Annotated in this window: 26 protein-coding genes; 9 read left to right on the forward strand and 17 right to left on the reverse strand. The window is 70.6% G+C overall.

Annotated elements, in window-relative coordinates; all coding sequences use genetic code 11:
- Positions 1 to 120: 120 nt before the first annotated feature.
- The 4 genes from ACRVYW_RS10020 to ACRVYW_RS10035 form a co-directional block, all read right to left on the reverse strand.
- The gene (locus tag ACRVYW_RS10020; protein WP_431804184.1) at positions 121 to 1797 is read right to left on the reverse strand and encodes a ribonuclease J; all 1677 of its coding nucleotides are present in this window, start codon (positions 1795 to 1797) and stop codon (positions 121 to 123) included.
- 78 nt (positions 1798 to 1875) lie between these two features.
- Entirely contained in the window at positions 1876 to 2853 is a 978-nt protein-coding gene (gene dapA / locus ACRVYW_RS10025) for a 4-hydroxy-tetrahydrodipicolinate synthase (protein WP_431804186.1), read from the reverse strand.
- Positions 2854 to 2972: 119 nt separating this feature from the next.
- The gene (locus ACRVYW_RS10030; RefSeq protein ID WP_431804188.1) at positions 2973 to 3854 is read right to left on the reverse strand and encodes an endonuclease domain-containing protein; all 882 of its coding nucleotides are present in this window, start codon (positions 3852 to 3854) and stop codon (positions 2973 to 2975) included.
- A gap of 279 nt (positions 3855 to 4133) precedes the next feature.
- Positions 4134 to 4928, reverse strand: coding sequence for an SDR family NAD(P)-dependent oxidoreductase (locus ACRVYW_RS10035; RefSeq protein WP_431804191.1), 795 nt, complete (start codon positions 4926 to 4928; stop codon positions 4134 to 4136).
- Between the two features lie 45 nt (positions 4929 to 4973).
- Here ACRVYW_RS10035 and ACRVYW_RS10040 point away from each other — a divergent pair, with 45 nt between their 5' ends.
- Complete coding sequence (locus ACRVYW_RS10040; protein ID WP_431804192.1) at positions 4974 to 5513, forward strand: NUDIX domain-containing protein; 540 nt, start codon at positions 4974 to 4976, stop codon at positions 5511 to 5513.
- Positions 5514 to 5574: 61 nt separating this feature from the next.
- On the opposite strand, the gene ACRVYW_RS10045 is transcribed toward ACRVYW_RS10040, so the two are convergent.
- The gene (locus ACRVYW_RS10045) at positions 5575 to 6093 is read right to left on the reverse strand and encodes a dihydrofolate reductase (protein ID WP_431804194.1); all 519 of its coding nucleotides are present in this window, start codon (positions 6091 to 6093) and stop codon (positions 5575 to 5577) included.
- A gap of 1 nt (position 6094) precedes the next feature.
- On the reverse strand, positions 6095 to 6907 hold the full coding sequence (locus ACRVYW_RS10050; protein WP_431804195.1) for a thymidylate synthase: 813 nt from the start codon (positions 6905 to 6907) through the stop codon (positions 6095 to 6097).
- 166 nt (positions 6908 to 7073) lie between these two features.
- Between ACRVYW_RS10050 and ACRVYW_RS10055 the strand changes: the two genes are divergently transcribed.
- From ACRVYW_RS10055 to ACRVYW_RS10070, 4 genes are all read left to right on the forward strand, one after another.
- The gene (locus tag ACRVYW_RS10055; RefSeq protein WP_431804197.1) at positions 7074 to 7523 is read left to right on the forward strand and encodes a TlpA family protein disulfide reductase; all 450 of its coding nucleotides are present in this window, start codon (positions 7074 to 7076) and stop codon (positions 7521 to 7523) included.
- On the forward strand, positions 7516 to 8133 hold the full coding sequence (locus tag ACRVYW_RS10060; protein ID WP_431804199.1) for a DUF4395 domain-containing protein: 618 nt from the start codon (positions 7516 to 7518) through the stop codon (positions 8131 to 8133). Before ACRVYW_RS10055 ends, ACRVYW_RS10060 begins: the two co-directional genes overlap by 8 nt.
- Before the next feature lie 129 nt (positions 8134 to 8262).
- The gene (locus ACRVYW_RS10065) at positions 8263 to 8688 is read left to right on the forward strand and encodes an OsmC family peroxiredoxin (protein ID WP_431804201.1); all 426 of its coding nucleotides are present in this window, start codon (positions 8263 to 8265) and stop codon (positions 8686 to 8688) included.
- Complete coding sequence (locus ACRVYW_RS10070; protein ID WP_431804203.1) at positions 8681 to 9592, forward strand: TIGR01777 family oxidoreductase; 912 nt, start codon at positions 8681 to 8683, stop codon at positions 9590 to 9592. Before ACRVYW_RS10065 ends, ACRVYW_RS10070 begins: the two co-directional genes overlap by 8 nt.
- 51 nt (positions 9593 to 9643) lie before the next feature.
- Here the strand turns inward: ACRVYW_RS10070 and ACRVYW_RS10075 are convergent, their stop codons facing one another.
- The 6 genes from ACRVYW_RS10075 to dapB form a co-directional block, all read right to left on the reverse strand.
- Positions 9644 to 10966 carry an ABC transporter permease gene (locus ACRVYW_RS10075; RefSeq protein WP_431804205.1) on the reverse strand — a complete coding sequence of 441 codons (1323 nt, stop codon included), beginning with the start codon at positions 10964 to 10966 and terminating at the stop codon, positions 9644 to 9646.
- Positions 10963 to 11634 (reverse strand): ABC transporter ATP-binding protein, encoded by a 672-nt coding sequence (locus tag ACRVYW_RS10080; protein WP_431804206.1) that lies wholly within the window; start codon positions 11632 to 11634, stop codon positions 10963 to 10965. The genes ACRVYW_RS10075 and ACRVYW_RS10080 overlap by 4 nt, the downstream gene beginning before the upstream one ends.
- Positions 11631 to 13280 carry a hypothetical protein gene (locus ACRVYW_RS10085; RefSeq protein ID WP_431804208.1) on the reverse strand — a complete coding sequence of 550 codons (1650 nt, stop codon included), beginning with the start codon at positions 13278 to 13280 and terminating at the stop codon, positions 11631 to 11633. The genes ACRVYW_RS10080 and ACRVYW_RS10085 overlap by 4 nt, the downstream gene beginning before the upstream one ends.
- Entirely contained in the window at positions 13280 to 14209 is a 930-nt protein-coding gene (locus ACRVYW_RS10090; protein ID WP_431804210.1) for a hypothetical protein, read from the reverse strand. Before ACRVYW_RS10090 ends, ACRVYW_RS10085 begins: the two co-directional genes overlap by 1 nt.
- Before the next feature lie 155 nt (positions 14210 to 14364).
- On the reverse strand, positions 14365 to 14811 hold the full coding sequence (locus tag ACRVYW_RS10095) for a hypothetical protein (protein ID WP_431804212.1): 447 nt from the start codon (positions 14809 to 14811) through the stop codon (positions 14365 to 14367).
- Positions 14808 to 15659, reverse strand: a complete 852-nt coding sequence (dapB, locus tag ACRVYW_RS10100; RefSeq protein ID WP_431804214.1) for a 4-hydroxy-tetrahydrodipicolinate reductase — start codon at positions 15657 to 15659, stop codon at positions 14808 to 14810. Before dapB ends, ACRVYW_RS10095 begins: the two co-directional genes overlap by 4 nt.
- A 67-nt stretch (positions 15660 to 15726) precedes the next feature.
- On the opposite strand from dapB, the gene ACRVYW_RS10105 reads away from it, so the two are divergent.
- Positions 15727 to 16197 (forward strand): GNAT family N-acetyltransferase, encoded by a 471-nt coding sequence (locus ACRVYW_RS10105; protein WP_431804216.1) that lies wholly within the window; start codon positions 15727 to 15729, stop codon positions 16195 to 16197.
- Positions 16198 to 16206: 9 nt separating this feature from the next.
- On the opposite strand, the gene ACRVYW_RS10110 is transcribed toward ACRVYW_RS10105, so the two are convergent.
- From ACRVYW_RS10110 to ACRVYW_RS10120, 3 genes are all read right to left on the reverse strand, one after another.
- Positions 16207 to 16806: a histidine phosphatase family protein gene (locus ACRVYW_RS10110; protein WP_431804218.1), complete on the reverse strand. Its 600-nt coding sequence runs from the start codon at positions 16804 to 16806 to the stop codon at positions 16207 to 16209.
- Positions 16807 to 16979: 173 nt separating this feature from the next.
- Positions 16980 to 18077, reverse strand: a complete 1098-nt coding sequence (locus ACRVYW_RS10115) for an aldo/keto reductase (RefSeq protein WP_431804219.1) — start codon at positions 18075 to 18077, stop codon at positions 16980 to 16982.
- A gap of 244 nt (positions 18078 to 18321) precedes the next feature.
- Positions 18322 to 20613 carry a polyribonucleotide nucleotidyltransferase gene (locus ACRVYW_RS10120; RefSeq protein WP_431804221.1) on the reverse strand — a complete coding sequence of 764 codons (2292 nt, stop codon included), beginning with the start codon at positions 20611 to 20613 and terminating at the stop codon, positions 18322 to 18324.
- A gap of 298 nt (positions 20614 to 20911) precedes the next feature.
- Between ACRVYW_RS10120 and ACRVYW_RS10125 the strand changes: the two genes are divergently transcribed.
- The gene (locus tag ACRVYW_RS10125) at positions 20912 to 21100 is read left to right on the forward strand and encodes a DUF5302 domain-containing protein (protein ID WP_431804223.1); all 189 of its coding nucleotides are present in this window, start codon (positions 20912 to 20914) and stop codon (positions 21098 to 21100) included.
- 73 nt (positions 21101 to 21173) lie between these two features.
- On the opposite strand, the gene ACRVYW_RS10130 is transcribed toward ACRVYW_RS10125, so the two are convergent.
- On the reverse strand, positions 21174 to 22607 hold the full coding sequence (locus tag ACRVYW_RS10130) for a cation:dicarboxylate symporter family transporter (protein WP_431804225.1): 1434 nt from the start codon (positions 22605 to 22607) through the stop codon (positions 21174 to 21176).
- 162 nt (positions 22608 to 22769) lie between these two features.
- On the opposite strand from ACRVYW_RS10130, the gene ACRVYW_RS10135 reads away from it, so the two are divergent.
- Together ACRVYW_RS10135 and ACRVYW_RS10140 are read left to right on the forward strand one after the other, a co-directional pair.
- Positions 22770 to 24086, forward strand: a complete 1317-nt coding sequence (locus tag ACRVYW_RS10135) for an ATP-binding protein (RefSeq protein ID WP_431804227.1) — start codon at positions 22770 to 22772, stop codon at positions 24084 to 24086.
- Positions 24083 to 24763 carry a response regulator gene (locus ACRVYW_RS10140; RefSeq protein WP_431804229.1) on the forward strand — a complete coding sequence of 227 codons (681 nt, stop codon included), beginning with the start codon at positions 24083 to 24085 and terminating at the stop codon, positions 24761 to 24763. Before ACRVYW_RS10135 ends, ACRVYW_RS10140 begins: the two co-directional genes overlap by 4 nt.
- 46 nt (positions 24764 to 24809) lie before the next feature.
- On the opposite strand, the gene ACRVYW_RS10145 is transcribed toward ACRVYW_RS10140, so the two are convergent.
- On the reverse strand, positions 24810 to 26183 hold the full coding sequence (locus ACRVYW_RS10145) for a glucose-6-phosphate dehydrogenase (protein ID WP_431804231.1): 1374 nt from the start codon (positions 26181 to 26183) through the stop codon (positions 24810 to 24812).
- Between the last annotated feature and the right edge of the window lie 27 nt (positions 26184 to 26210).

Below are 26210 nucleotides of genomic sequence, written 5' to 3' on the forward strand. Positions count from 1 at the left end.
TACCGATCCCATATCACGCCGCGATCACGGGCGGGAAGCGTCGGTGTGTTGAAAGGACCGAAATGGCTCGATCGACCGAAGCGAGAGCTGCGACGCGAGCTCTGAGCCCCGCGACCCGGGTCAGGCCTCGATGACGAGCGGCACGATCATCGGGCGCCGGCGCAGGCGCTGGTTGACCCAGCGGCCGATCGTGCGGCGGACGACCTGCGAGAGCGCGTGCGTGTCGCGCACGCCCGACTGCGCGGCCTCGGTGAGTGCTGCGGCGATCTTGGGCTTGACGTCCTCGAACACGGCGGCGTCCTCGGCGAATCCGCGCGCGTGGATCTCGGGGCCGGTGATGATGCGGCCGGTCGCGGCATCCACCACCACGATGACGGAGATGAAGCCCTCTTCCCCGAGGATCCTGCGGTCCTTCAGGTCGGCATCCGTGATCTCGCCTACGGTCGACCCGTCGACGTAGACGAACCCGAGGTCGAGCTGGCCCGTGACCTTCGCCACGCCGTCCTTCAGGTCGACGACCGTGCCGTTCTCGGCGATGATTGTGTTCTCCGCGGGGATGCCGGTGTCCTGCGCGAGCTTCGCGTTCGCGATGAGGTGCCGGTATTCGCCGTGGACGGGCATGACGTTCTTCGGCTGCAGGATGTTGTAGCAGTACAGGAGCTCACCGGCGGCGGCGTGCCCGGACACGTGGACCTTCGCGTTGCCCTTGTGGACGACGTTCGCGCCGAGCTTCGTCAACCCGTCGATCACGCGGTAGACGGCGTTCTCGTTTCCGGGAATGAGGCTGGATGCCAGGATCACGGTGTCGCCCGGGCCGATCTCGATCGCGTGGTCGAGGTTCGCCATGCGCGAGAGCACCGCCATCGGCTCGCCCTGCGACCCGGTCGACATGTAGACGATCTCGTCGTCGGGCAGGTCCTGTGCCTTCTTGTAGTCGATGAGGACGCCGTCGGGGACGTGCAGGTAGCCGAGGTCGGCGGCGATCGTCATGTTCCGCACCATCGAGCGGCCGAGGAACGCGACCCGGCGCCCGTTCGCGGCGGCGGCGTCGATCACCTGCTGCACGCGGTGGACGTGGCTCGAGAAGCTCGCGACGATCACGCGCCGCGGCGCCTTCGCGATCACCTGATCGAGCACGGGGCCGATCTCGCGCTCGAGCGGCGTGAAGCCGGGGACGTCGGCATTGGTCGAGTCGACGAGGAAGAGGTCGACGCCGTCCTCGCCCAGGCTCGCGAACGCGCGGAGGTCGGTGAGCCGTCCGTCGAGGGGCAGCTGGTCCATCTTGAAGTCGCCGGTCGCGAGCACCGTCCCGGCATCCGTGTGGATGGCGACGGCGAGCGCGTCGGGGATGGAGTGGTTCACGGAGACGAACTCGAGGTCGAAGGGGCCGACCTGCTCCTCGTCACCCTCGGCGACGGTGAGGGTGTAGGCCTTGATGCGGTGCTCCTTGAGCTTGGCCTCGACGAGGGCGAGCGTCAGCTGCGAGCCGATCAGGGGGATGTCGCTCTTGAGGCGCAGGAGGTACGGCACCGCGCCGATGTGGTCCTCGTGACCGTGCGTGAGGACGACGCCGACGATGTCGTCGAGGCGGTGCTTGATCGGTTCGAAGTCGGGCAGGATCAGGTCGACGCCCGGCTGATGCTCCTCGGGGAACAGGACGCCGCAGTCGACGACGAGGAGCTTCCCGTCGATCTCGAACACGGTCATGTTCCGACCGATCTCGCCGAGCCCGCCCAGCGGGACGACGCGGAGCGTGCCCGGCGCGAGGACGGGGGGTTCGTGGACGGTCGTGGGCATGGGATGCCTCCTTCGAACGCGTCGGATGCCTGAGCTCAGGCATCCTCGTTCATCGAGTTGTGTCGTTGTGTCTCGGTGTCAGCGGGTCGTGCCGTGCACCTTGGGGAGCGCTCCGCCGGCGGCCGCGTTGCGGTCGGGGCGGAAGTTGGAGAAGTCGGCGCCGTCGACGTCACGCACGAGCGAGAGCTCGTCCTCGATCGCGGCGGCCTCCCACTCCTCCGGGCCGACGAGCGGCAGACGGACGCGGGGGCTCGTGATGCGGCCGAGGCCGTGCAGGATGTACTTCGCGCTGACCGTGCCGGGCACGTGCGTCATGACGGCGCGCACGAGTGGCTCGAGGCTCTTGTGAGCGGCGGTCGCGGCAGCGAGGTCGCCGCGGTTCACGGCATCCACCATCACGCGGTACGGCGCGGCGGTGATGTTCGCCGTCACCCCGATGAGGCCCGTCGCGCCGATCGCCATGTGCGGGAGGGCGTTGGCGTCGTCGCCCGAGAAGTACATGAGGTCGGTCTGGTTGAGCACCCGGCTGACTTCGCTGAAGTCGCCCTTGGCGTCCTTCACCGCGAGGATGTTCGGATGCTTGGCGAGGCGCAGGATCGTCTCGTACTTGATCGGGACGCCCGTGCGGCCGGGGATGTCGTAGAGGATCACCGGAAGGTCGGTCGCGTCGGCGACGAGCCGGAAGTGCGTGAGGATGCCCGCCTGCGTCGGCTTGTTGTAGTAGGGCGTCACGATCATGATGCCGTCGGCGCCGGCCTTCTCGCTCGCCTTGTACAGCTCGATCGCGTGCGCGGTCTCGTTGGAGCCGCCGCCCGTGATGATCTTGGCGCGGCCGGCCGCGACGGACTTGCCGACCTCGACGAGCTTCAGCTTCTCGGGGTCGGTGAGGGTGGAGGTCTCCCCCGTCGTGCCCGTGACGACGATGCCGTCGGCACCCGCCGTGATGACATCGTCCATGTGCTTCTCGACGGCGGGCCAATCGACTTCGCCGTCGGCCGTCATCGGGGTGACGAGCGCGACGAGGACCTGTCCGAAAGGGTTGCCCGTGTGCGTCATGTTCCCAGGCTATCGGTTCGGGGGCCGGGGTCGCGGTCCGGCAGATCGCGGGACCGTGGCGGTCGAGTCGTATGGGCCGTGGGACGAGTGCGCACTCGTGGGGCGTGTGGAGCCTCTCGTCACCGATCGGCCATACGCGTCGACCGGGACGAGAGCATTGCGCGGCGCGCGAGGATCGCGGCCTCGACGACGGGCCAGTCGTGAAGCACCATCGCGTAGTCGAAGCGGAGCGTGTCGTAGCCCAGTGTCGCTGTCCTCGCGTCGCGCACGAGATCGCGGTGACGGAACGACGCGCCGTCGTGATTCTCGCGTCCGTCCGTTTCGAGGATGAGCACGCCGTCGAGGAGGAAGTCGACGCGCCCTCGGATCTCCGGTATCCAGACCTGTGACTCCAGCCGGATGCCGAGGCGGTGCAGCCTCAGTCGCAGGATCGACTCGAGGCCGCTGTCCGCATCGGGTCGCGCGATGTCGACCAGCCAGCGCATGCCGGCGGGGAGCGCGGCGCGGACGTCAGCCCGCGTGCTGCGTGTGAGCAGCCCCATCCGCCACGCCGACTCGAAGGCGGCGAAGAAGCACTCCGCTCCTTGGCAACGAGCGACCTGCACGAGCGCGAGCGTCAGCGGCACGACCCCGAAGCCGGCGCGCCCGCCGTCGTTGTGATTGACGCAGCCGCAGCGTTCATGCGGGTGTCGGCGGCCCGACGCACCGACCCACACGTGCAAGGACGAGGGTGATCGCACGAGGTCCAGCGTCTCGAGGACCCACACGCCCATGAGGCGAAGCGCGCTGACGCACGCGACTTCACCGCCGTGGCGAGCGGCAGCGACCACATCGCGATGCGCGGTGGGGGTCGCGAGCACTCCCTCGCGCAGCCGGAGCACCCCGCCACGGCGACAGACGCGGCGGATGTCGGCGGTGGTGGCGCCGAGCCGGTGAAGCGCACGGGTGCGTACGACTCCTCCGCGGCGGTCGATCTCTTCGATGATCTGCGCTGAGTGCATGACGGGCATTCCACCCGTTCGGCGCCGGCCGTGGGCGGCGTACGGCCCGATCGGTGGAGGGATCGACGATTATGCAGCCTGTGGAGGAGCCGATGGGCGGCGGCGCATCCGTGCCGGCGAGCGCGGTGATGACTGAGTCGCATGGGGCTTGGTGCTGGTGGGATCGCGTGGGGCGCGAGTGACGGCTTCGCGCGCGTTCGCCATACAACCGGACCGCCACATCGACGGGCGTCGAGTGAGCACCGGGTCAGACCGGCGGGTCCGAGGAGCGGCCCGGGGTCAGCGACCTGTCTTGGCGAGGCGGGCGGCGAGGGAAGCCGGCAGGAGGCGCACGGCGCCGATCAGCACCTTGTAGCGCCAGGACGGGATCGAGACCGCCTTACCGGCGGCGGCGTCGCGGAGGCCCTCGCGGACCACCTGCTCGGCGTCGAGCCACATGAAGGGGGGAACGCCCTCCTCGCCCGGCGGGAGGCCGAGCCGCTCGTGGAAGTTCGTGTGCGTGAAGCCGGGGCAGACGGCCGTGACCGTCACCCCGCGCGGGCCGTACGCGGCGTTCGCCCACCGGCTGAACGACACCACCCAGGACTTCACGGCGCCGTACGTTCCCCGCGGCATGAAGGCGGCGACCGAGGCGACGTTGATGATGCGGCCGTGCCCGCGCGCGAGCATCGGGGGGAGCGCGGCGCGCGTGAGGCGCATCGTCGCACGGACGTGCAGGTCGAGGTGGCGCTCCTCGTCGACGATGTCATTCGTCGCGAAGTCGAGAGCGAGCCCGAATCCCGCGTTGTTGACGAGGATCTCGACCGGCCGGTCGGGGTCGGCGAGGCGGGATGCCACGGCATCCGTCCCCGCGTCGGTGATGAGGTCGGCGGGCAGCACCTCGATCGCGGCGCCGTACGCCTCGTGGAGCGTGCCGGCGACCTCCTCGAGCGCGGCGCGGTCGCGCGCGACCAGGACGAGGTCGGCCCCGCGCTCCGCGAGCTGCCGCGCGAACTCGACGCCGAGTCCCGAGCTCGCGCCCGTGATGAGTGCCTTTGGTCGGGTGGGCGTCGTCGCCGCGGGATCATCAGCCATGCCCTCAGCCTATGGGGAGGCGGATGCGGCTCCTAGGCTGGTGGCATGACCTGGATGACTCGGGACACGCGCATCGTCTATGAGAACCCGTGGATACAGGTGCGAGAGGACGCCGTGTCCGGGCCGCACGGGGAAGGGATCTACGGAGTCGTGCGGCTCCGCAACCCCGCGGTGTTCATTGTCGCGATCGACGACGAGGAGCGAGTACGGCTCGTCCGCGTCGACCGCTACACCGTGGGTTCGTCGTGGGAGGTGCCGGCGGGCGGCACAGATGGCGAGGAGCCGCTGATCGCCGCGCAGCGCGAGCTCCACGAGGAGACGGGTCTGAAAGCCGAGAACTGGACGGAGATCGGGGCGATCACCGCCCTGAACGGGGTCGCCGAAGCGCCCGAGCACATCTTCCTGGCACGCGGGTTGAGCGCGGTCTCCGACGCGTCGCCGACCCAGCGCGAGGAGGGGATCGACGAACTGGCGTGGGTGCCGTTCGCCGAGGCGATCGCGATGATCGCCGACGGGCGCATCACCGACGGAGAGACCGTCGCCGCGTTGGCTCTCGCCGCGATCGCGCTCGGTCGGCTCCGCTGAGCGCATCCCCGCGCACCGGGCGCTCGGCCCTGGCCCGCGGACGCCGGAACCCGGTCCGGCGTCAGGGCCGAATCAACGTCAGGAACCGGTAGGGCACGCCCGTCCGGGACACGGCCCATCCGTCCGCGGGCTCGATGCGTGCGACCGCCCACCCGGGTCGCTCCGGCGCGAAGGTGTCGCCGCCGGCGACCTCCAGGTCGAGTTCGGTCACTTCCAGCACGTCGGCGAGCGGCAGTGCCTCGGCGAGCAACCGCGCTCCCCCGATGACCCACGCCTCGGGCGCGGGAGCGGAGCCGGCCGGGCCCGACGCGGCGAGCGCCAGAGCGTCGTCGAGCGACGCGGCGCGTTCGGCCCCGGCATCCGCCCATGCATCGTTCGCGGTCACGACGATGTTCCGCCGCGCGGGAAGCGGACGGAACCGCTCGGGAAAGGACTCCCACGTGCGGCGCCCCATGATCACCGGCGCGCCCGTCGTGACCTCGCGGAAGTGGGCGAGGTCCTCGGGGACGTGCCAGGGCATCCCGCCGCCCCGCCCGATGACGCCGCCGCGCGCCTCGGCCCAGACGAGACCCAGGCGCACGTCAGACCGCGACCGCGGCGCGGATCGACGGGTGGTGCTGATAGTCCTCGAGCAGGATGTCGTCGTAGGTGTAGTCGAAGATCGAGTCGGGCTTCCGCGTGAACCGCAGCGTCGGATACGGGTACGGGTCGCGCGAGAGCTGCTCGCGCACCTGCTCGACGTGGTTGTCGTAGACGTGGCAGTCGCCGCCCGTCCAGACGAAATCGCCCGGCTCGAGGCCCGTCTGCTGCGCGATCATCATCGTGAGCAGGGCGTAGGAGGCGATGTTGAACGGCACGCCGAGGAACATGTCGGCCGAGCGCTGGTACAGCTGGCACGAGAGCTTGCCGTCGGCCACGTAGAACTGGAACATCGCGTGGCAGGGCGCGAGAGCCATGTCGGGGATGTCGGAGGGGTTCCACGCCGAGACGAGGAGGCGTCGCGAGTCGGGGTTGGAGCGGATCTGCTCGACGACCTGGGAGATCTGGTCGATGTGCTCGCCGGAGGGTGTCGGCCACGACCGCCACTGCACGCCGTAGACGGGACCGAGCTCGCCGCTCTCATCCGCCCACTCGTCCCAGATCGTGACCCCGTTCTCCCGGAGCCAGGCGACGTTCGACTCGCCGCGGAGGAACCACAGCAGCTCGTAGACGATCGACTTCAGGTGCACGCGCTTGGTGGTGATGAGCGGGAACCCCTGCGACAGGTCGAATCGGATCTGCCGCCCGAAGACGCTCGTGGTTCCCGTACCGGTGCGATCGTCCTTGTGCACGCCGTCGGCCAGCACTTCGGCCAGCAGATCTTCATAGGGGGTGGGAATGGATGCCTCGCTCACGCGGCCAGACTACCCGGGGCCGGGGACACGGGTGCCCGGGAACGCCGGAGACGAACGAGCCGTGCGCCGCGGCGCACGATCACGACCGCCGGTCTTTGTTACGCCACCCCGTCACAGAACCGTCCACCGATCCCGTCTATCCCGTGCGGCGTTAGGCTCAGAGGCTGTGAACCTCTCCGACGCCCTCCTCCTCATCGCCGCCCTCCTCGCGGCGACTCTCGGGACGGGCGTCCTCCTCCGCTGGCAGCAGAACCGGCCGCGGAAGATCGACGCGACCGAGGTCGTCGACCCGCACCGCCTGGGCGCACAGACGCTCGGCGAGACCGCGACGCTCCTGCAGTTCAGCACCGAGATGTGCAGCCGATGCCCGGGCGTCCACCGCACGCTCGGCGCCATCGCCGACGAGCGCGACGGCGTCGTCCATCTGGACGTCGACCTCACCCATCGCCCCGACATCGCCAAGCACTTCCACGTGCTGCAGACCCCGACGACGCTCATCCTCGACAAGAGCGGCGTCATCCAGACGCGCTTCGGTGGAACGCCCAGCCGCAGCGCGATCGAGCTCGAGCTCTCCCGCGTCTCGGGCGGGCACCCAGGAGAGGATGCCCGTGTCTGACGCCTCCCGCACCCCCGCCTCCCCCGCGGGCGCGCCCCGGGGCATTGACCCGCGCGGACCGCGCTTCGCGGCATCCATCACCTCGGTCCTACTCCTCACCGCGACGCTCCTCGCGCTCATCGGATCGTCGACGGCGAAGGCCGACGTGGCGAGCTTCGGCTGGTTCGCCTACCAGCCGCTCACGGGTCGCGACTTCGCGTTCGTCGCGGGGAAGTCGTGGCTCCTCCCCCAGCTCTCGGTCGCCCAGCGCGCCGCCGACCCCGGGTTCCTCCTTCTCCTCGTGATCGCGCTCCTCTTCGTCTGGGGCCTGCTCTCACCCCGGACGCAGCCGTGGAGCGTCCTGTACCGACGATTCGTCCAGCCGCGTCTCGCGCCGCCGACCGAGCTCGAAGACCCGCGCCCGCCGCGCTTCGCGCAGGGCGTCGGGCTTCTCGTGACGATCGTGGGCCTGATCCTCCACCTCGCGGGCGTGCCGTGGGCGCTCGTCATCGCCGCCGCCCTGGCGTTCGTCGCCGCGTTCCTGAACGCAGTGTTCGGCCTGTGCCTGGGCTGCCAGCTGTACCTCCTGCTGCAGCGCGCCGGTGTCGTCGGCCGCGCCGCGACCGCCTGACCGCTCACACTCCCTCGCGCAAGCCCCCTCGCCCGTCCGCGGCGCGGCGTCTAGGCTCATCGGAAGGAGCGGGAGCGCGCCGGATCGACCGCTGTTCCCCGACCGTCGTCCGACACAGGAGGCACCACGATGAGCGTCACGAGCGAAGCGACCACGAGCTGGAAGGGAAGCCTCTTCGAGGGATCAGGCGAGATCGCCCTCGAGAGCTCCAACCAGGGACCGTTCGAGGTCAACTGGAAGGCGCGCAGCGAGGGGTCGACGTCGGTGACGACACCCGAGGAGCTCATCGCCGCCGCGCACTCGTCGTGCTTCAGCATGGCGCTCTCGAACGCGCTCGCCCAGAACGGCACCCCGCCCGAGACGATCGAGACGACGGCGTCCGTCACCTTCATCCCCGGCACCGGCATCACGGGTTCGCACCTCAATGTGCGCGCGGTGGTCCCCGGCCTGTCCGCGGAGGACTTCGCGCGTCTCGCCGGCGAAGCGAAGAGCGGATGCCCCGTTTCCGCCGCTCTTGCGGGGATCGAGATCACCCTCGAGGCGACGCTTGGCTGAGACCGGCCGCCGCGTCGTGGTCGCGGGCTCGTCGGGACTCATCGGAGAGGCGCTCGTCGCATCCCTCCGTGCTGACGACATTCCCGTGACGCGACTCGTCCGGCGCGAGGCGTCGGGGCCCGACGAGGTCTCGTGGGATCCGCAGCGCGCCCGGCTCGACCCGGACGTGCTCGCCGGAGCCCGCGCCGTCGTGGGTCTGAACGGCGCGAGCATAGGGCGCTTCCCGTGGACGCGGAAGTACAAGCACGAGCTCGTCTGGTCGCGCATCGCCCCGACGCAGGCTCTGGCCGCCGCCGTGCGATCGCTGGGCGAGGATGCCCCGGCGTTCGTGTCGGGCTCGGCGGTGGGCTACTATCCATCGGCTCCGGGCGAGCGACTGACCGAGCAGTCGCGGCGCGGCGACACTTTCCTCGCCGATCTCTGCGGCGAGTGGGAGACGGCCGCACGTGCCGCGGGTCCGACGGCGCGCGTGGCGCTTCTGCGCACCGCGCCGGTCGTGCACCGCGACGGCGTGCTGAAGCCCCTCATGCTCCTCACCCGCCTCGGCGTGTCGGGGCCGATCGGCCGCGGGACGCAGGTGTGGCCGTGGATCTCGCTCGACGACGAGGTGCGCGCGATCCGTCACATCATCGATTCCCCCGACCTCTCCGGGCCCGTGAACCTCACCGGCCCGACCCGCGCGACGGCGAACGACCTCGGATTCGCGCTCGCGCAGCGCATGAACCGCCCGTTCCTCGTCCGCGCCCCCGCGTGGGGCATGAAGCTCGTGCTCGGGAAGGACGCGACCGAAGCGCTGCTCACGAGCGACATGGACGTCGTCCCCGAGGTGCTCGAGCAATCGGGCTTCGCGTTCACGCACGCCACGGTGGAAGAGGCCGTCGCGGCAGCCGTTCCCGCCTCCTGAGCGCCGGCACCCGGGTACCGGCACCCGAGCACCTGCACCCGGGCGGCCGGGTCAGGTCCCGCCGCGGAGCGCCGTAACCGGCTCGATGCGCGATGCGCGGCGCGCCGGGATCCAGCCCGCCGCAAGACCGACGAGGGCGCCGACCGCGATGCCCGCCATCGCGACCCACGGATCGACGATGGGCGTCCACTGTTGCACCACCGCGAAGGTCACGATGCCGGCGACCGCGACGGCCGCACCCATGAGTCCGCCGAGCAGCCCGATGACCACCGACTCGATCATGAACTGCGCACCGATCTGGCGCCGGGTCGAACCGAGCGCGCGCCGCAGACCGATCTCGGGCACGCGCTCCGACACGTTGAGCATCGTCACGTTGGCGATGCCGAATGCGCCCGCCAGCAGGACGATCCCACCGAGGACGAGGAAGATGACGTTCACGTCGCTCTGCACGCTGTCGCCGAGGTCGGAGGACGCGCGGGGTGCGGCGACCTCGAGAGTCTCGGGCTCGTTGGGTTGCAGGGCGAGCGCCGCCTGCTCGCCCACCTGCGGCCCGGTGCCGGGAAGGATCCGCGCCTGCAGATCGCCCGGTGCCGCAAGGCCGCGGTCGCCGCGGGCCGTCTGGACGGGGATGATCACGGCATCCGCGAGTTCCCCCCGCGCCTGCAGATCGTCGTAGATGCCGAGAACGGCATACGGCGACGCTCCGATGAAGATCGACGGCTGGCTGTCGACACGGTTGACCCCGAGACGCTTCGCCGCGCGGGGACCGAGCACCACCACGCGGTCCGATCTGGCCTCGTGGCCGGCGTCGAACATGCGCCCCGTCACGATCCGGCCGCCCAGCACCTCGAGCACCTCGGGGCCCGCGGCGAACAGGCGCGGCGAGGCGACGGAGGCCGCGGACGGGTCGTTCACCGGAACGGCCGTGATCGTATCGGTGCCGAGCGAGAGCTCCACGATCGTCGCGGCCGACTCGACCCCGACGAGGCGCTCCATCCGCTCCGCGGCATCCCAGGGCAGACGCGCGGTCGCGACCGTTCCTCCCGAGCCGGTCTCCGCCTTCGCGGGTGTCACGAGCACCTGCGTCGCCTTCGCGGCGTCGAACTGACGGGCGATCTGGTGGGCGGCGGTCTGCGCGAACCCGATGGTCGCGACGAGAGCGCCGACCCCGAGCACGGTGCCGGCGAGCGTCATCACCAGGCGTCCCGGGCGCGCTCCGACGTCCGCCGTCGCCTCGACGAGGAGGTCGCCGACCGAGAACCGGTCGGCGCGCGCGATCGGTGCGACCAGCGCGGGGGTGTCGGATGCCTCAACGCCGTCGACCGCGTCGACCGGCGCGGTGCTCGTGCGCCTACGGCGGAACGGGAGCTTCATGACTCCTCGCTCACGCGACCGTCGATGATCCGGATGCGCCGCTCGGCATGTGCCGCGACGGCGGGATCATGGGTGATGACGATGAGCGTGAGCCCGTCGCCGCGAAGGTCGTCGAACAGGCTCAGGACCTCACGGCTCATCGCCTGATCGAGGTTCCCCGTCGGTTCGTCGGCGAGGAGGATGCTGGGTCTGCTCACGACCGCGCGGGCGACCGCGACGCGCTGCCGCTCGCCGCCGGACAGCGTCGTCGGGAGGAATCCGACGCGATGACCGAGGCCCACGCGCGAGAGGGCGTCGCGCGCACGCTGCTCGCGCTCGGCACGCGGCACCCCGCTGTAAAGCGTCGGCATCATGACGTTCTCGAGCACCGTCCGCCGCGGCATGAGGTGGAACGCCTGGAACACGAATCCGATGCGCTGCGCCCGGACGGCGGCGCGCTCGTCCTCACTGAGGGCGCCGGTGACGATGCCGTCGATGCGGTACTCGCCGACCGTCGGACGGTCGAGGAGCCCCAGGATGTTGAGCATCGTCGACTTGCCCGACCCGCTCGGTCCCGTGATCGACAGGTAGTCGCCCGCGGCGACCTCGAGGGAGACGGCCTTCAGCGCCTGGACCTCGGGCGGGCCGGGAAAGGACCGGGTGAGGTCGCGCAGCTCGATCAGCGTCACCTGCCGACCACCACGAGCGCGCCCTCCTCGATCTCCCCCTGCGGGATGATCTCGACGTCGCCGCCGGCGGCGAGCCCGGTCTCGACGACGACGAGACGGGTCTTCGCCTTCTCCCCGTCGCGCGGGTCGCCGTCGACCACCTCGACGCGCGCTTCACCGCCCGGACCGGCCGTGAGTGCCGCCACCGGTACGAAGAGCACGTCGCCACCGGTCGCCCCGACCGCGATCGAGACCTTGACGTTCCGCCCCTGCACCTGCATCGCCTGCTCGGAGGTGAGCGGGGCGGGCTCGAGCGTGACGGTCCAGCGATCGGTCGCGCTCTCGCCCGGAGTGAGCGCCGTGATGGTGGCCGTGTGCGTGCCACCGTCGGGGAGGTCGAACTGGGCCTCGTCCCCCACCGTCAGCAGGGCGGCGTCGGCCACGGCGACACCGCCACTGACGGTGATCGTCGCGCCGGAGACGACCATCGCCGCTCCCTGCAGCACCTGACCGCGCGTCACATTGACGGCATCCACGCGCCGCGGCAGCTCGGAGAGGTACAGGACCTCGCCCGAGGGCAGTGTCGGGAGTGCGGCCCGCTGGGCGCGGGCGAGGGCGTCCTGGGCATCCGTCACCTGCTGGCGCGCGCTCGTGACGGCGGCGCGCGGACCGCTCGTGTCGACATCGCTGCCGAGCTTCTGCCGCTGCAGCTGCGCGAGGCCGAGCGCATCCTGCGCATCGCCGACGCGCGCCTGCCACTCGGCGAGCGCCGCGGGGGTGTCCTCGGGCGCGACCGGCCGCGACGCCTGGGCGGAATCCAGCGCGCGCTGGGCGCTGGAGATCGCGTTGTCGGCCTGGCGGATCTCGACCGCGGACGGGCCGGCTCCGGCGCGAGAGAGCTCACCTTGCGCCGCCTCGAGCGACTGCTGCGCAGAGCGCACGCCGTCCTGCGCGGCGCGCACCTGCTCCTCGGTGCCCTCCGGCAGCGCGGGAGCCGGGTAGCCGACCTGCGCGTACAGCGCGGTGACGGCGGCGGCGGCGCTTTCGTCGAACACGTCGGATGCCGGATCGCCCGCGTCGATCCCGACGGAGGCCATCGCCTGCTTGAACTGAGTGACGTCCGGGCCGCTCATACCGAACGAGAGCGACCGGTACGCGGGGAGCTCCCCCGGCAACACGATCACCGGGCGTCCCGCGACGGCGAGCGCGACCGACAGCGGGCCGAGGGTCGCGCCGACTTCCGGGACGGCGCCGGTGACGACGGCCGGCCCGCCGAGGGATGCCGTATCGATCGTCACCTCGACGGAGTCTGCGTAGCCCACCTCGCCGCGGATCGTAACGTCGTTGCTCAGCACGCCGTAACCGACGGGAACCGTCACGAGCCCGGCCTCCGGCGGCTCGGTCAGCGAGGCGGCATCGGCCGGCGAGACGACGAAGCGACCGACGAGAAGGCCCGCGACGAGGGCGACCACCGACGCCGCGGCGACGATCCACACCGTGCGATTCGCGCGGAAGACCCGCGTCCATCCACGGGTCGCCGGCGCGGCGCCCGAGGCATCCGCCGCCTCGTCGATCGCCGCACCATCGACGTCCTCGCCCGACGCCAGTGCGGCGCTGTCGTCCGCCGCCTGGAGAAGCCCGTCGAAGGAGTCCTCACTCCTCGCCATCAGCGGCTCTGCTCGGCATCCGCCTTCAGGGCGTCGAGCTCGGCCTTGTGGTCCTTGATGAACTCGCTCTCCAGCTCGGTCGCGATCGCCTGACGCTTCTCGCGGTAGTCGGTCTTCTCGCGGCAGTCGAGGTCGACGAGGGCGAGGTCGATCTCCTCCTCGCCGAGCTTCGCCAACTCGGGGTCGTCCTCCACCCACTCGGTCTGGTTCTCGTAGTAGGCGTTCAGCTCCTCGCTGAAGCCCTGCTGCGCGTCCGCCTGCTTCGCGTACCCGGGGTACCCGGCGTCGGCCATGCACGAGGCCCACGCATCGTCGATCTCGGCGAACCGGGGGTCGGTATCCATCGCCATGTAGAACTCGTTGATGGCGTCCATGACGGGCTTGTGCTTCTCCGAGGTCAGCGGGTCGTCGGCTTCCATCTCGTGCTGCGCCGAGCCGTAGCAGCCGGCCGTCTCCCAGTTGTACTCGTACGAGCCGTCCTCGCTCATCTCCTCTTCACTGGGCTGCGGGCCGTGCAGCGCCTCCCAGAACGCGGCCTGCTCCGACTCGGAGAGACTGTCGATGTAGTCCTGGTTCGGGTCGACGTACTCTTCGTCGGGAGCCTGGTTCTGCATCTCGTCGCGACCGGGCCAGTTGACCATGCCGTAGCCGTACTGAGCCCCCCACTCGCGGTCGTCCGGCTTCCACTCGTCGCCGGAGCTGTAATACGTTCCGCCGTTGTCGACGTTGGGCTCGTACTCGAAGCCCTGGTCCTTCATGCACGCCGCGATCAGCTCTTCGCGCTCGCGGTTGTCGCGCTCGGACCGCTCCTGCATCTCGTCCTCCGAGAGGTCGCTCCCCCAGACAGAGGCCATGTAGGCACCGAGGGGCGTGTCCTCCGCCTTCGTGGACGTGTCGCCGGTGTTCGAGCATCCGGTCAGAACGAGCATTAGAGCAGCGGCGCCGATCGCCGCACGTACCTGAGTGGCGTGCATTTCCCTCTCCCGCGCTCGGCCTCTGTGCCGGAGCTTTCGCCAGCATAGCGACGACATAGAGAGGCCCTCGTCATCCGAAAGGCGCAAATCAGGGTCATCCCCGAGGAGGATCAGGGGCGCGTGCGCTTCTCCACGGCGATCGCCGTACGCATGGCCTCGCGGGCCCGGCGACGGTCGCCCGCGCCGTCGTAAGCGAGCCCCAGACGGAACCAGGCCCGCCAGTCGTCGGGGTGCTCCTCGACGTCGGCGCGATAGAGCGGGAAGAGGGCGTCGGCCTGGGCCCGGTCGGCGCGGCCGGAGGGGCGCACGTCGAGTTCTTCGGCGGGAAGGGCGTTCTCGGCCTCGAGACGGCGAGCGAGCCGCTGTGTGCCGAATCCGAAGGCGAGCTCGCGCCAGAGCGCCCACACGGCGATCAGCGGGAGGACGACCAGCGCGACACCCATCGCGACGCCCACCGGCTGACCCGAGCCGAGCAGGAGCCACGCGCGTTGGGCGACGAGCACGATGTACACCGCGAGGAGCACCGCCATCAGGGCGACGCCGAAGCGTGCGCTCATGCGCCGGTGGCGCGGGCCACCTGGCCCGGCACGTCGCCCTCGTCGACGGGAGACTCGGCATCGGCGTCGGTCGATGCGCGCGGGCGGAGCCCGAGGTCGATCAGCTCGTCGAGTCCGACGACGACGCCGCGTGCGTCGCGGGCCGCGGAGAGGGCCACACGGATGCCGGGCGCGTAGGCGAGCGCCGGTTCGATCGTGTCGTGCACGATCGTCAGCGACTCCCCCGGTCCGGAGAGGATCGTCTCCTGACGGGCGACCACCCCGGGGCGGCGCAGCGAGTGGATCGGCACGCTCGCGACCTGCTGGCCGCGGGCGCGCTGGTCGACGTGGGGAGACGCAACGGGGCCGACACCCTCGCGGGCGTTCGCGATGAGCTCGGCGGTGCGCACGGCCGTGCCGCTCGGCGAATCGATCTTCGTGTCGCGGTGCGCCTCGATGATCTCGATCGAGGGGAAGTGCGGCGCCGCAGCAGCAGCGAGCGCCGTCCCGATGACGGATCCGAGCGAGAAGTTCGGGATGAAGACGATGCCGGTGCCCGACGCGGCCACGAGCGGGCGCACGAGCGCGATGCGCTCCGTCGACCATCCGGAGGTGCCGACCAGCACATTGATGCCGCGCTCGATCGCGGCGCGCACGACGTCGATCGACACGCTCGGCGTCGAGGCGTCGACGACGAGGTCGGCGCCGTCGATCTCGGACAGATCGCTCTGCGACCCGAGCACCGCGGTGACCTCGAAGCCCGGCTCCTCGTCGATGACGGCGCGGATGATCCCGCCCAGCTTCCCGGTGCCGCCCACCAGCGCCACCCTCGTGGGGGCGTCGCCGGTCGGGGCAGATCTCGTCGTCATGACCTCCAGCCTAGTGTTCGGGCCGCTATCGGACCGGGGCTTGCGCTCGGACGATTACGCTCGAAGAATGGTGCGCCTCGTTCCCCTCGCTGCCGACGATCCCCGCGCGCGGGCGCTGCTCACCGACTACTTCGCGATGCGTGCCGAGACCTTTCCCTCGGGAGAGACGTACCGTCCGGTGTTCCCCACGGCATCCACCTTCGAGCCGCCCGCGGGGATCTTCCTCGTCCTCGTCGACGATGAAGGGAAGGATGCCGGCATGGGCGGCATCCGCCGTATCGACGACGGGCCCTCCGGCATCCGCTTCGAGGTGAAGCACCTCTACCTCGACCCCTCGACGCGCGGGCGGGGGTGGGGGCGGACGATCCTCGAGGCGCTCGAAGCGCAGGCACGGGAGTGGGATGCCGCCGAGCTGGTCCTCGACACGCATCACACGCTCGAGGCTGCTGGCGGCCTCTACGCCCGCAGCGGCTTCACGTCGATCGAGCCGTACAACGACAACTCGAACGCGACGCGGTGGTACGGAAAGAGGCTCTGACGCCGGGGCTCAGACGGGCGGGTTCTCGGGGAGGCCGGTGCGCAGTTCGACGGGCAAGTGCGCGAGGTCGTTGTGCGCGATGAGTGTCCAGGGGCGACCGGGACGCTGCGCGAGGACGGTGAGTCCGCAGTGCGCCTGGTTGATGGTCATCCAGCGCCACGCGGGGGCGTCGAGCACCTCGCGGACGAACCAGGCGATGACGAAGTTGTGCGTGATGAGCAGTTCGTGGGCGCCGGGCTTGCGGACGAGGAACTCCGACACGGCGTCGTCCATCTGAGCGCGGCCCGCGTCGATGTCGGCCTCGGTGTACGACCCGAAGAACCCCTCGTAGGTCGACGGCATGTCGGGCTCGGGCCCCGAGGGGATGCAGTCGAACAGCAGCGACGAGGGCTCGGGCGTCACCGAGGAGAGGCGACCGGCGACGGCCCGCGCGGTCTCCGCGGCACGCTCGAGCGGCGAGTGCCAGACGGCGTCGAGCGGCACCCCGGACAACCGGTCCGCGAGAAGCTCGGCCTGGCGCCGACCACGCGGTGAGAGCGGCCCGTCTTCGAGGCCGTGCTCAGCATCGAGGTGCTCTCCGTGACGCACGAGGTACAGATAATGCGTCACGGAAACACTCGTCTCGCCATCGGGGTGGGGGTCTCATCCACCCTACGTCAGACTCCCGACACGCGGGCCGGCCCAGAGTACCTGGCGGAAGCGTTGTGCTGGGCGGAAGCGTTCTTCGCGGAAGCGCAACGCCTCGCGGCGTCATGCTCGACCGGGCGCGCCGCGGGTCCCGGCTACTGCGAAGCCTTGGCGAGCTCGGCCAGCTGCGCTCGGCTGAGCTTCGCGCCGACGCCCTGCATGAGTTCGTCGACGTGCGACTCGGCGTAGACGTTGACGATCGGGGCGACGACGGTGCGCTGGGCGAGCAGCCACGCGATCGCGACCGCCGACGTCGGAATCGACAGCTCAGCGCCGATCTTGTCCATCGCCCGGAGAGTGCGCGTGCCGCGGCGGTTCATCGCCGCCGCGAGCTGCGAGCCGCGCACCGAGTCGGCCATGTCAGCGCGCGAGCGGTGCGCTCCGGCGAGGTAGCCGTGCTCGAGCGCCTGCGAAGGGGTGACCGCGATGTTCTGCGCGCCGGCGACCAGACGCAGATCGCCGTCGAACTCCTCGCGGCGCAGGAGGTTGTGATGGACGTCGAGGGCGCTGATGCGCGGGTACCCCGCCGACGCGAGGATGCGCGCCTCGACGAGCTGCGACGCCGAGTAGCCGAACGCGCCGAGCGCCCGCACCTTTCCCGCCTCGACCAGCCACTCGGCGGTCGCGAGGGTGTCTTCGAGCGTCGTCTGGCCGTCGCTCGTGGCGTCGAGGTAGAGCACGTCGATGCGGTCGGTCTGCAGACGCGTCAGGGATGCCTCGACGGCGCGGATGAGGTTCACGGGCCCGAGGCCCGGGTGGTCGGGGTTCGTCCCGACGCGCACGCCGATCACGACATCGTCGCGCGCGCCACGACGCGTGATCCACTCGCCGATGATGTGCTCGCTGCGACCGGCGGAATACCCGTCGGAGGTGTTCAGCGCGTTGCCGCCGCGATCGCGGTAGGCGTCGAGGATGCGGTGAGCCGCGGCGAGGTCCACGTGCCAGCCGAACTCCGCGCCGCCCAGGATGAGCGGGAAGACGGTGACCCCGGTCTCACCGAGCGGCACCCGCACCGCGGCGCCCAGCGGCAGCCCCTGCACGGGGATCGGCGAAGACGGGTGGGTGGGCGTGGCGACCGGCGCGGTGTCCACAGCGGAGACCACGGTGGCGACCGGTGCCGTGCCGGCGGTGAGGGGCGCGGAGGGATTCGCGCTCCCCGAGGAGGCGGTCGCGCCTACTCCGAAGAAACCCATATCCACACCCCCTCACGGATCGTCCGGTCCGTGATGTCACGCATCCCCCGATGCGTAGTACCGAGGGTAGGGCAGGCCGCGGACGCTCCTGGCCGTTGCGGCGGCCAGCCGGTGAACTTTGCGTAACGCTTTGGTCTCAACGCCCGATGAGAGCGGATTTTGTCCCCCGAATGGGGGACAAAAAGACGGATGCCCGCCCCTCCGAGACGGGAGGAAGCGGGCATCCGTGTCCTATGCGCGGGGATCAGCCCTCGGCGGGCGCGTCCCCCGGACCCTCGCTGGCGGCCGCGGAGCTCTCCTGGTCGGCCTGCTCGGGCGTCTCGTCGAGCACCGGCTCGAGCGACAGCTTGCCGCGGTCGTCGATCTTCGTGATGCGTACGAGGATCTTCTGACCGACACCGAGCACGTCCTCGACGTTCTCGACGCGCTTGCCGCCGGCGAGCTTGCGGACCTCGCTGACGTGCAGCAGGCCGTCCTTGCCGGGAAGCAGCGAGACGAACGCGCCGAACGTGGCGATCTTGACGACGGTTCCGAGGAACTGCTCGCCGACCTCCGGGTTGGTCGGGTTCGCGATCGCGTTGACCTGCGCGCGCGCGGCCTCGGCCGAGGGGCCGTCGGTCGCGCCGATGTACACGGTGCCGTCCTCCTCGATGGAGATCTGCGCGCCGGTCTCATCCTGGATCGCGTTGATCGTCTTGCCCTTGGGGCCGATCAGCTCGCCGATCTTGTCGACCGGGATCTGCACGCTGATCACGCGCGGCGCGGTCGGCGCCATCTCGTCGGGGCCGTCGATCGCGGCGTTCAGCACGTTCAGGATCGTGAGACGGGCTTCCTTGGCCTGGGTCAGCGCGGCGGTCAGCACCGACGACGGGATGCCGTCGAGCTTCGTGTCGAGCTGGATCGCCGTGACGAAGTCCTTCGTGCCGGCGACCTTGAAGTCCATGTCACCGAGGGCGTCCTCGGCACCGAGGATGTCGGTGAGGGCCGCGTAGCGGGTCTGACCGTCGACCTCGTCGGAGACGAGACCCATCGCGATTCCGGCGACGGGGGCGCGCAGCGGCACACCCGCGTTCAGCAGCGACAGGGTCGAGGCGCAGACCGAACCCATCGAGGTCGAGCCGTTGGAGCCGAGGGCCTCGGAGACCTGACGGATCGCGTACGGGAATTCCTCGCGGGAGGGCAGCACCGGCACGAGCGCGCGCTCGGCGAGGAAGCCGTGCCCGATCTCGCGACGCTTCGGCGAACCCACGCGGCCGGTCTCACCGGTCGAGTAGGGCGGGAAGTTGTAGTGGTGCATGTAGCGCTTGCTGGTCGTGGGCGACAGCGAGTCGATCTGCTGCTCCATCTTCAGCATGTTGAGCGTCGTGACACCCAGGATCTGGGTCTCGCCGCGCTGGAAGATCGCGGAGCCGTGCACACGCGGGATGACCTGCACTTCGGCATCCAGCGGGCGGATGTCGGCGAGGCCGCGACCGTCGATGCGGACACCCTCGGCGAGGATGCGACCGCGGACGATCTTCTTGGTCACCGACTTGTACGCCGCCGAGAACTCCAGCGGTGCGGCAGCGGGAAGCTCCCCGGCCTCGGTCGCGGCGACGAGCTCGGCCTTGACGCGGTCCTTGACGGCGTCGTCGGCGTTCTGACGCTCGATCTTGTCGGCGATCTGGTAGACGCCGACGAGGTCGTCGTAGGAGCGGCCCGCGACGAAGTCGTAGGTCTCCTGGCTGTACGCGGGGAAGACCGGGTACGGCTGGATCTCCTTCGCGGCGGTGTTCGCGACGACGTTCTGCGCGCCCACGAGCTCCTTGATGAAGGGCTTCGCGGCCTCGAGGCCCTGCGCGACGACCTCTTCGGAGGGCTTCGTGGCGCCGCCCTTGATGAGGTCCCAGCTGTTCTCGGTGGCTTCGGCCTCCACCATCATGATCGCGACGTCGCCGTCGTCGAGCACGCGGCCGGCGACCATGAGGTCGAAGACGGCCTCGTCGACCTGGGCGGCGTTCGGGAATGCGACCCACTGGTCGGCGTGCTCGCCGTGGCCCGGGATGAGCGCGAGGCGCACACCGGCGATCGGGCCCGAGAACGGCAGCCCCGAGATCTGGGTGGACAGGGATGCCGCGTTGATCGCGAGCGCGTCGTAGTACTCGCCGGGGGCGATGGACAGGACGGTCACGACGATCTGGACCTCGTTGCGGAGGCCGTCGACGAAGGACGGGCGCAGCGGGCGGTCGATGAGGCGGCAGACGAGGATCGCCTCGGTGGAGGGGCGGCCCTCGCGGCGGAAGAACGAGCCGGGGATCTTGCCCGCGGCGTACGCGCGCTCTTCGACGTCGACGGTCAGCGGGAAGAAGTCGAACCCTTCGCGCGGGTGCTTGCCGGCGCTGGTGGCCGACAGGATCATGGTCTCGTCGTCGAGGTAGGCGGCGACGGCGCCCTGCGCCTGCTGGGCGAGGCGTCCGGTCTCGAACCGGATCGTGCGGGTGCCGAAGCGTCCGTTGTCGAGGACGGCTTCGGCGGCGGTGATTTCAGGACCTTCCAAGAGGTCTCTCCTTCTTTGTTTAGACTCGCACGCGCGTTTCGCGCGCGAGATCGTGCGAAGGAGCAGGAACAGGCAGATCCAGAGACGCGACACATCACGCCGTCAACGCTGGCCACCAGTCGAAAGCCACCCTTCGCCGTGATCTCGATACACCGCGCTTCGCGCGGCATTCGATCACCGAAGAGGAACCCACCACAGGGGACCAGCTTCCTGCCGGCCTGCTCCGGCTGCCGGGGAGAGATCCACGGCAACCTGCATCAGCCTACCAGGGGGCGCGGACGGTGCGTATGGTGGGGGCATGAGCGACGACAAGAGCCCGTCCGAGAAAGCGGCGGCATCCGACGAGATGAAGCGAAAGTTCAAGGAGGCGCTCGACAAGAAGAACGCGCAGCACCGGGACGGCGAGGCGCACCTCGACGGCGACTCCGCCGTCCACGGCATCCACTCGGCCGTGACCAAGCGCGAATTCCGCCGCAAGAGCGGCTGAGCGCGCGGCGTCCGGCAGGCCGAAGGCCCGGCATCCCTTCGGGAGGATGCCGGGCCTTCGGCGGTTCGGCGGTTCAGCGGATGGCGTGCGCGTCCTGGCGCAGCTCCCGCTCGATCGCCTGCTCCGCCGCCGGCGAGGGGACCTCTGTGGCGGAGTCGTCGTGCTCGTCGCCCGAGAGGGTCGCCTCGTCGAACGGGTCGCGGCCGGCGAGCACGTCGCGCACCTGCTGGCGGTCGACCTGCTTGGTCCAGGTGCCGACGAGGAGGGTGGCGACCGCGTTGCCGGTGAAGTTGGTGACCGCGCGACCCTCGCTCATGAACCGGTCGATGCCGACGATGACGCCGACGCCGCCCACCAGCTCGGGCCGGAAGGCCTGGAGGCCGCCGGCGAGGGTGGCGAGTCCCGCACCGGTGACGCCGGCGGCACCCTTCGAGGCGATGACCATGAAGGCGAGGAGGCCGATCTGCTCCGGGATCGACATCGGCATGCCCATGCCCGAGGCGATGAACAGCGACGCCATCGTCAGGTAGATCGCGGTGCCGTCGAGGTTGAACGAGTAGCCGGTGGGGACCGTGATGCCGACGACCGGCTTCGAGACACCCAGGTGCTCCATCTTGGCGATGAGGCGGGGAAGGGCCGACTCTGAGGACGACGTGCCGACGATCAGCATGTACTCGCGGCCCAGGTACTTCATGAGGCTCAGGATGTTGACGCGGGCGACCGTGTAGAGGAGCACGCCGAGGATGCCGAAGATGAAGATCGCGCAGGTGATGTAGAAGGCGATCATGAGGATGCCGAGGCTGACGATCGCGGCGGCACCGGTCGCGCCGACGACGGCGGCGATCGCACCGAACGCGCCGATCGGGGCGAGCCACAGGATCATGCCGAGGATGCGGAACACGAGCTGCTGCAGGTTCTTGACGGCGGACATGATCGGCGCACCCTTGGCGCCCATCTTCTGCAGCGCGAAGCCGACGAGGAGGGCGATGAACAGCACCTGCAGCACGCTCTCGCCGGTGAAGGCGGAGAAGAACGTCGTCGGGATGATCCCCATGACGAACTCCTCGGTCGACTTCGCCTCGATGGTGGAGACGTCGTACTGCGACGAGGTCATGTCCAGGCCCGTGCCGGGATGGATGATGTTGCCGACGACGAGGCCGATGATGAGGGCGAAGGTCGTCATGACCATGAAGTAGCCGAGCGCGAGGCCGCCGATCTTGCCGACCGTCGCCGCCTTCGCGATCGATCCGACGCCCACGACGATCGTGCAGAAGATGATCGGGGCGATCATCATCTTGATGAGGTTGACGAAAGCCGTACCGAGGGGCTTCAGCGTCGTCGCGAACTCGGGCCAGATGAGGCCGACCGCGGCGCCCAGCACGACGGCCGCGATCACCGAGACATAGAGCCACGTGTGCTTGTCCCAGTTGCGGATGTCGCCGCGTCGGCGACGACCGGTCCCGAGCCCGCCGGGGAGCTTCACGGTGGTTGTGGGTGCGATACGCATGTCTGCCTCCAAGGTGTGAACGGTCGTCGTTCGTGTTCCGCCGACGTTGGGGGAACACGTCCAGACTGGGATCGCTTGGGCGCGGGCCCGACTTGTGGTCGTACTGGTCACGACCGAAAGGCCGGTGGGGTCGGCGGGTGTGGCGGGGCGCGAGGAGTCACCATGGCGCGGAAGGGCGGACGCAGCGTCGCGTCGCGCCTGTTCACGTGGCTCGTCGTCGCCGCCCTCCTCATCGCGGCCCTCACCGCGGGGCTGCTCCTCCTCGAAGCGCAGCGCGCGACCCGCGCCGAGGCGGAGCGCGTGACGCAGGCCGTCGCCGAGACGCTCGCCCACTCCCCCGCCGTCCGCACCGCCCTCGCTGCCGGCGACCGTGACGCGGCGACCGACGCGTTGCAGCCCCTCGCGCAGGATGTCATCGCCACGGCCCGCGTCGACTTCGTCACGATCATGGACACCTCCGGCATCCGCATCACCCACCGCGACCCCGCCGAGATCGGCGGCACCTATCTCGGCACCATCCCCGCCACCCCGCGGGCGCTCACCGAGGAATTCACCGGCACGCTCGGGCCGTCGCTGCGGACGATCGTCCCCGTGCTGGTCGGCGGCGACGCCGCAGGGCAGGTCGGCGGCGACGCCGCAGGGCAGGCGGAGGGCGATCTGGTCGGCTGGGTGGCCGTCGGCGTCACCGTCCAGACCGTCGGGGCGCAGCTCGTCCCCCGCCTCATCGTCGCCCTCGCGGTCGCGGCCCTCGTCGTCGGCGCCGGCGTCCTCGGCGCCGTCCTCGCGCGCCGGGCGACGCGCCGGGTGGCGGGCGACCTCCCGGCCGGGCAGATCCGCGACACGCTCGCGACGGCCGAGTCGATGCGGACGCTCGGCGAGGCGCTCCGCGCCCAGACGCACGAGCACGGCAACCGCATGCACACGGCGGTCGCGCTGCTCGAACTCGGGCGCACCGACGACGCCATCGGCATCCTGACTGCGTCGGCGCAGCAGTCGCAGGCGCTCGTCGACCAGGTGAGCGCCCGCACCGAGGGCGATCCGACGGTCGGCGCGTTGCTTCTCGGCAAGGCCTCGCAGGCGATGGAGCGGGGCATCGAGTGGGATGCCGAGATCGCGCCCGACGCGCCGCGCTCGCTCCTTGCGCCGATCGACGCCGTCGCCCTCGTCGGGAACCTCATCGACAACGCGATGGATGCCGCGGCCTCAGGACCCGGATCGCGCTGGGTGCGGATCGCGATGGCCCGCACCGACGAGGGCGAGCTCTCGATCATCGTGAGCGATTCGGGCGAGGGACCCGGCCCCGAGGTACGGGCGCGGATGTTCGAACGAGGCTTCACGACGAAGCCCGCCGGCGCCGAAGGGCGCGGCGTCGCGCTCGCGCTCGTCCGCGCCGTCGTCGACGAGATCGGCGGGACGATCACGCTGGATGCCGGATCGCCCACCACCTTCCGGGTGATCCTCCCGACGGAGGGGTCGTGATCGGCGTGCTCCTCGTCGACGACGAGGCCCTGACGCTGCAGCTGCATCGGTCGTTCGTCGAGCGGGTGCCCGGCTTCGAGGTCGTGGCCGAGTGCTCGGGCGCGCGCGCCGCGGTCACCGCGATCCTCACCTCCCCCGAGCGCGACCGCATCGACCTCGTGCTCCTGGACATGACGATGCCCGACGGCACCGGCATCGACGTGCTGCGCCACATCCGCGCGCACGCCGCCGACGTCGACGTCATCGCGATCACCTCGGTCCGCGACGCGCAGACCGTGCGCCAGGTCATCGCGCTCGACGCGGCGCAGTATCTCGTGGAGCCTTTCACCTTCGCGACCTTCGCCGATCGGCTCGAGCAGTATCGCGCCTACCGCGAGCGCGCACGCAGCACGACGGGCACCGCGACCCAGAGCGAGATCGACGCGCTCCTCGGCGCGCGGAGCCCCGCGGCATCCGCCGACCTCCCCAAGGGGCTCTCGGCCGCGTCGCTTGCCCGCGTGTCGGAGGCGGTGCGCACCGGCGGCCCGCTCTCGGCATCGGAAGCCGGCGACGCGCTGGGGATGTCGCGCGTCGCCGCGCGCCGCTACCTCGAGCACCTCGCCGACGAGGGTCGCGTCGAGCGCGCGCCGCGCTACGGCACGGGCGGGCGCCCGGAGACCGAGTACCGCTGGCGGTGAAGGCCGCTCGGTCCCGCCACCTCAGCTCAGCGGCTCGTCCCGCCTGTCAGCCCCAGCCCTCCGGCCCCTCGGACCCCGCCGGGTAATCCTCGAGCGGCACGTCGCCGCGACGCCACGCATCGCGCACGGGCTGGACGATCCGCCACGACTGCTCGGCCGCGTCGCCTCGGACCGACAGGGTCACGTCGCCGTCGAGCACCGCCGCGAGGACATCGGCGTACGCGCGCTGCGCCCCGACCCCGAGCTTCGCGTGCAGGCGTGCGCGCCGAAGGAGGAACGGGTCTTCGCCGCCGTTGACCGAGATCTCGACGCCGAGGACGTCGGGCCCCAGCGAGAAGCGCAGGACGGAGCCGTCGTCATCGCCCGTGAAACCGACGGGAAGGTGCCGCACCCGCCGCAGCCGCACCTCGATCTCGGCGCAGTCGCGCCCGATCGCCTTGCCGGAGCGGAGCGTGAAGGGGACGCCCTCCCAGCGCGCCGTGCGGATCTCGCACCGCACCTGGGCGAGCGTCTCGGTCTCGCGCGCCGGGTCGACGTCCGGCTCGTCGACGTAGGCCGGGAGGTCCTTCCCGCCCGCCTTTCCGGCGGTGTACCGGCCGCGGTGCGAGAACCGCACCGGATTGTCCTCCCACACGTGCGTCGCACGCAGGACGGCGGCCGTCGCGGAGCGCACATCCTCTTCGACGAGGGCGGCGGGCGGCTCCATCGCGAAGACGGCGAGCACCTGGAGCAGGTGGCTCTGGATCATGTCGACCAGGGCGCCCGCCCGGTCGTAGTAGTCGGCGCGCCCCTCGAGTCCGAGGGTCTCGTCGAAGCGGATCGTCACCTCTTCGATGTGCTCGGCCGACCAGATCGGCTCGAACAGGCGGTTCGCGAACCGGACGCCGAGGAGATTCAGCACCATCGAGCGGCCGAGGAAGTGATCGACGCGGAAGATCTGACTCTCCGGAAGGAGCGCCGCGAGCACCTCATTGAGTTCGTGCGCGCTCTTCTGGTCCTCGCCGAACGGCTTCTCGAGCGCGAGGACGGCCCCCTCCGGCAGGTCGGCGGGCGTGAGCTCGGCGCACGCCTTCGCCGCGACGGCCGGCGGCACGGCGAAATACAGGACGAGCCGGCCCTCGGGCGCCTCGCGGATGATCGTGCGCAGCCCCTTCCCCGTCGAGGCATCGGCGGAGATGTAGGGCGTCGCGGTCACCGACGCGAACGCGTCCTCGGCATCCGCCTCACGGAACGCGGCGCGCACCTGTTTCCGCCACTGCGCGTCGGAGATCGCGCTCCGCCCGGCGCCGACGACGGCGACGCGCCGCTCGGGCTGGAAGTGGAGCAGCTCGGCGAGCGCCGGCAGGAGCAGCCGGTGGGTGAGGTCGCCGCTCGCCCCGATGATCACGAGTGTCGAGTCGCCCCGCGCGGTATCGGTCATGCGGACACCCTAGTAGGGGGCATGATC

This window comes from Microbacterium sp. bgisy203 (assembly GCF_965345155.1).
In the GTDB taxonomy this organism is placed as follows: domain Bacteria; phylum Actinomycetota; class Actinomycetes; order Actinomycetales; family Microbacteriaceae; genus Microbacterium.

What these genes read in the sequence shown, in the direction of transcription:
- ACRVYW_RS10125 (WP_431804223.1), top strand. Translation starts at nt 20,912, where the DNA reads ATGAGCGACGACAAGAGCCCGTCCGAGAAAGCGGCGGCATCCGACGAG.
- ACRVYW_RS10020 (WP_431804184.1), bottom strand. Translation starts at nt 1,797, where the DNA reads ATGCCCACGACCGTCCACGAACCCCCCGTCCTCGCGCCGGGCACGCTC.
- ACRVYW_RS10065 (WP_431804201.1), top strand. Translation starts at nt 8,263, where the DNA reads ATGAGCGTCACGAGCGAAGCGACCACGAGCTGGAAGGGAAGCCTCTTC.
- ACRVYW_RS10135 (WP_431804227.1), top strand. Translation starts at nt 22,770, where the DNA reads ATGGCGCGGAAGGGCGGACGCAGCGTCGCGTCGCGCCTGTTCACGTGG.
- ACRVYW_RS10095 (WP_431804212.1), bottom strand. Translation starts at nt 14,811, where the DNA reads ATGAGCGCACGCTTCGGCGTCGCCCTGATGGCGGTGCTCCTCGCGGTG.
- ACRVYW_RS10085 (WP_431804208.1), bottom strand. Translation starts at nt 13,280, where the DNA reads ATGGCGAGGAGTGAGGACTCCTTCGACGGGCTTCTCCAGGCGGCGGAC.
- ACRVYW_RS10035 (WP_431804191.1), bottom strand. Translation starts at nt 4,928, where the DNA reads ATGGCTGATGATCCCGCGGCGACGACGCCCACCCGACCAAAGGCACTC.
- ACRVYW_RS10145 (WP_431804231.1), bottom strand. Translation starts at nt 26,183, where the DNA reads ATGACCGATACCGCGCGGGGCGACTCGACACTCGTGATCATCGGGGCG.
- ACRVYW_RS10075 (WP_431804205.1), bottom strand. Translation starts at nt 10,966, where the DNA reads ATGAAGCTCCCGTTCCGCCGTAGGCGCACGAGCACCGCGCCGGTCGAC.
- ACRVYW_RS10030 (WP_431804188.1), bottom strand. Translation starts at nt 3,854, where the DNA reads ATGCACTCAGCGCAGATCATCGAAGAGATCGACCGCCGCGGAGGAGTC.
- ACRVYW_RS10040 (WP_431804192.1), top strand. Translation starts at nt 4,974, where the DNA reads ATGACCTGGATGACTCGGGACACGCGCATCGTCTATGAGAACCCGTGG.
- ACRVYW_RS10115 (WP_431804219.1), bottom strand. Translation starts at nt 18,077, where the DNA reads ATGGGTTTCTTCGGAGTAGGCGCGACCGCCTCCTCGGGGAGCGCGAAT.
- ACRVYW_RS10090 (WP_431804210.1), bottom strand. Translation starts at nt 14,209, where the DNA reads ATGCTCGTTCTGACCGGATGCTCGAACACCGGCGACACGTCCACGAAG.
- dapB (WP_431804214.1), bottom strand. Translation starts at nt 15,659, where the DNA reads ATGACGACGAGATCTGCCCCGACCGGCGACGCCCCCACGAGGGTGGCG.
- ACRVYW_RS10105 (WP_431804216.1), top strand. Translation starts at nt 15,727, where the DNA reads ATGGTGCGCCTCGTTCCCCTCGCTGCCGACGATCCCCGCGCGCGGGCG.
- dapA (WP_431804186.1), bottom strand. Translation starts at nt 2,853, where the DNA reads ATGACGCACACGGGCAACCCTTTCGGACAGGTCCTCGTCGCGCTCGTC.
- ACRVYW_RS10130 (WP_431804225.1), bottom strand. Translation starts at nt 22,607, where the DNA reads ATGCGTATCGCACCCACAACCACCGTGAAGCTCCCCGGCGGGCTCGGG.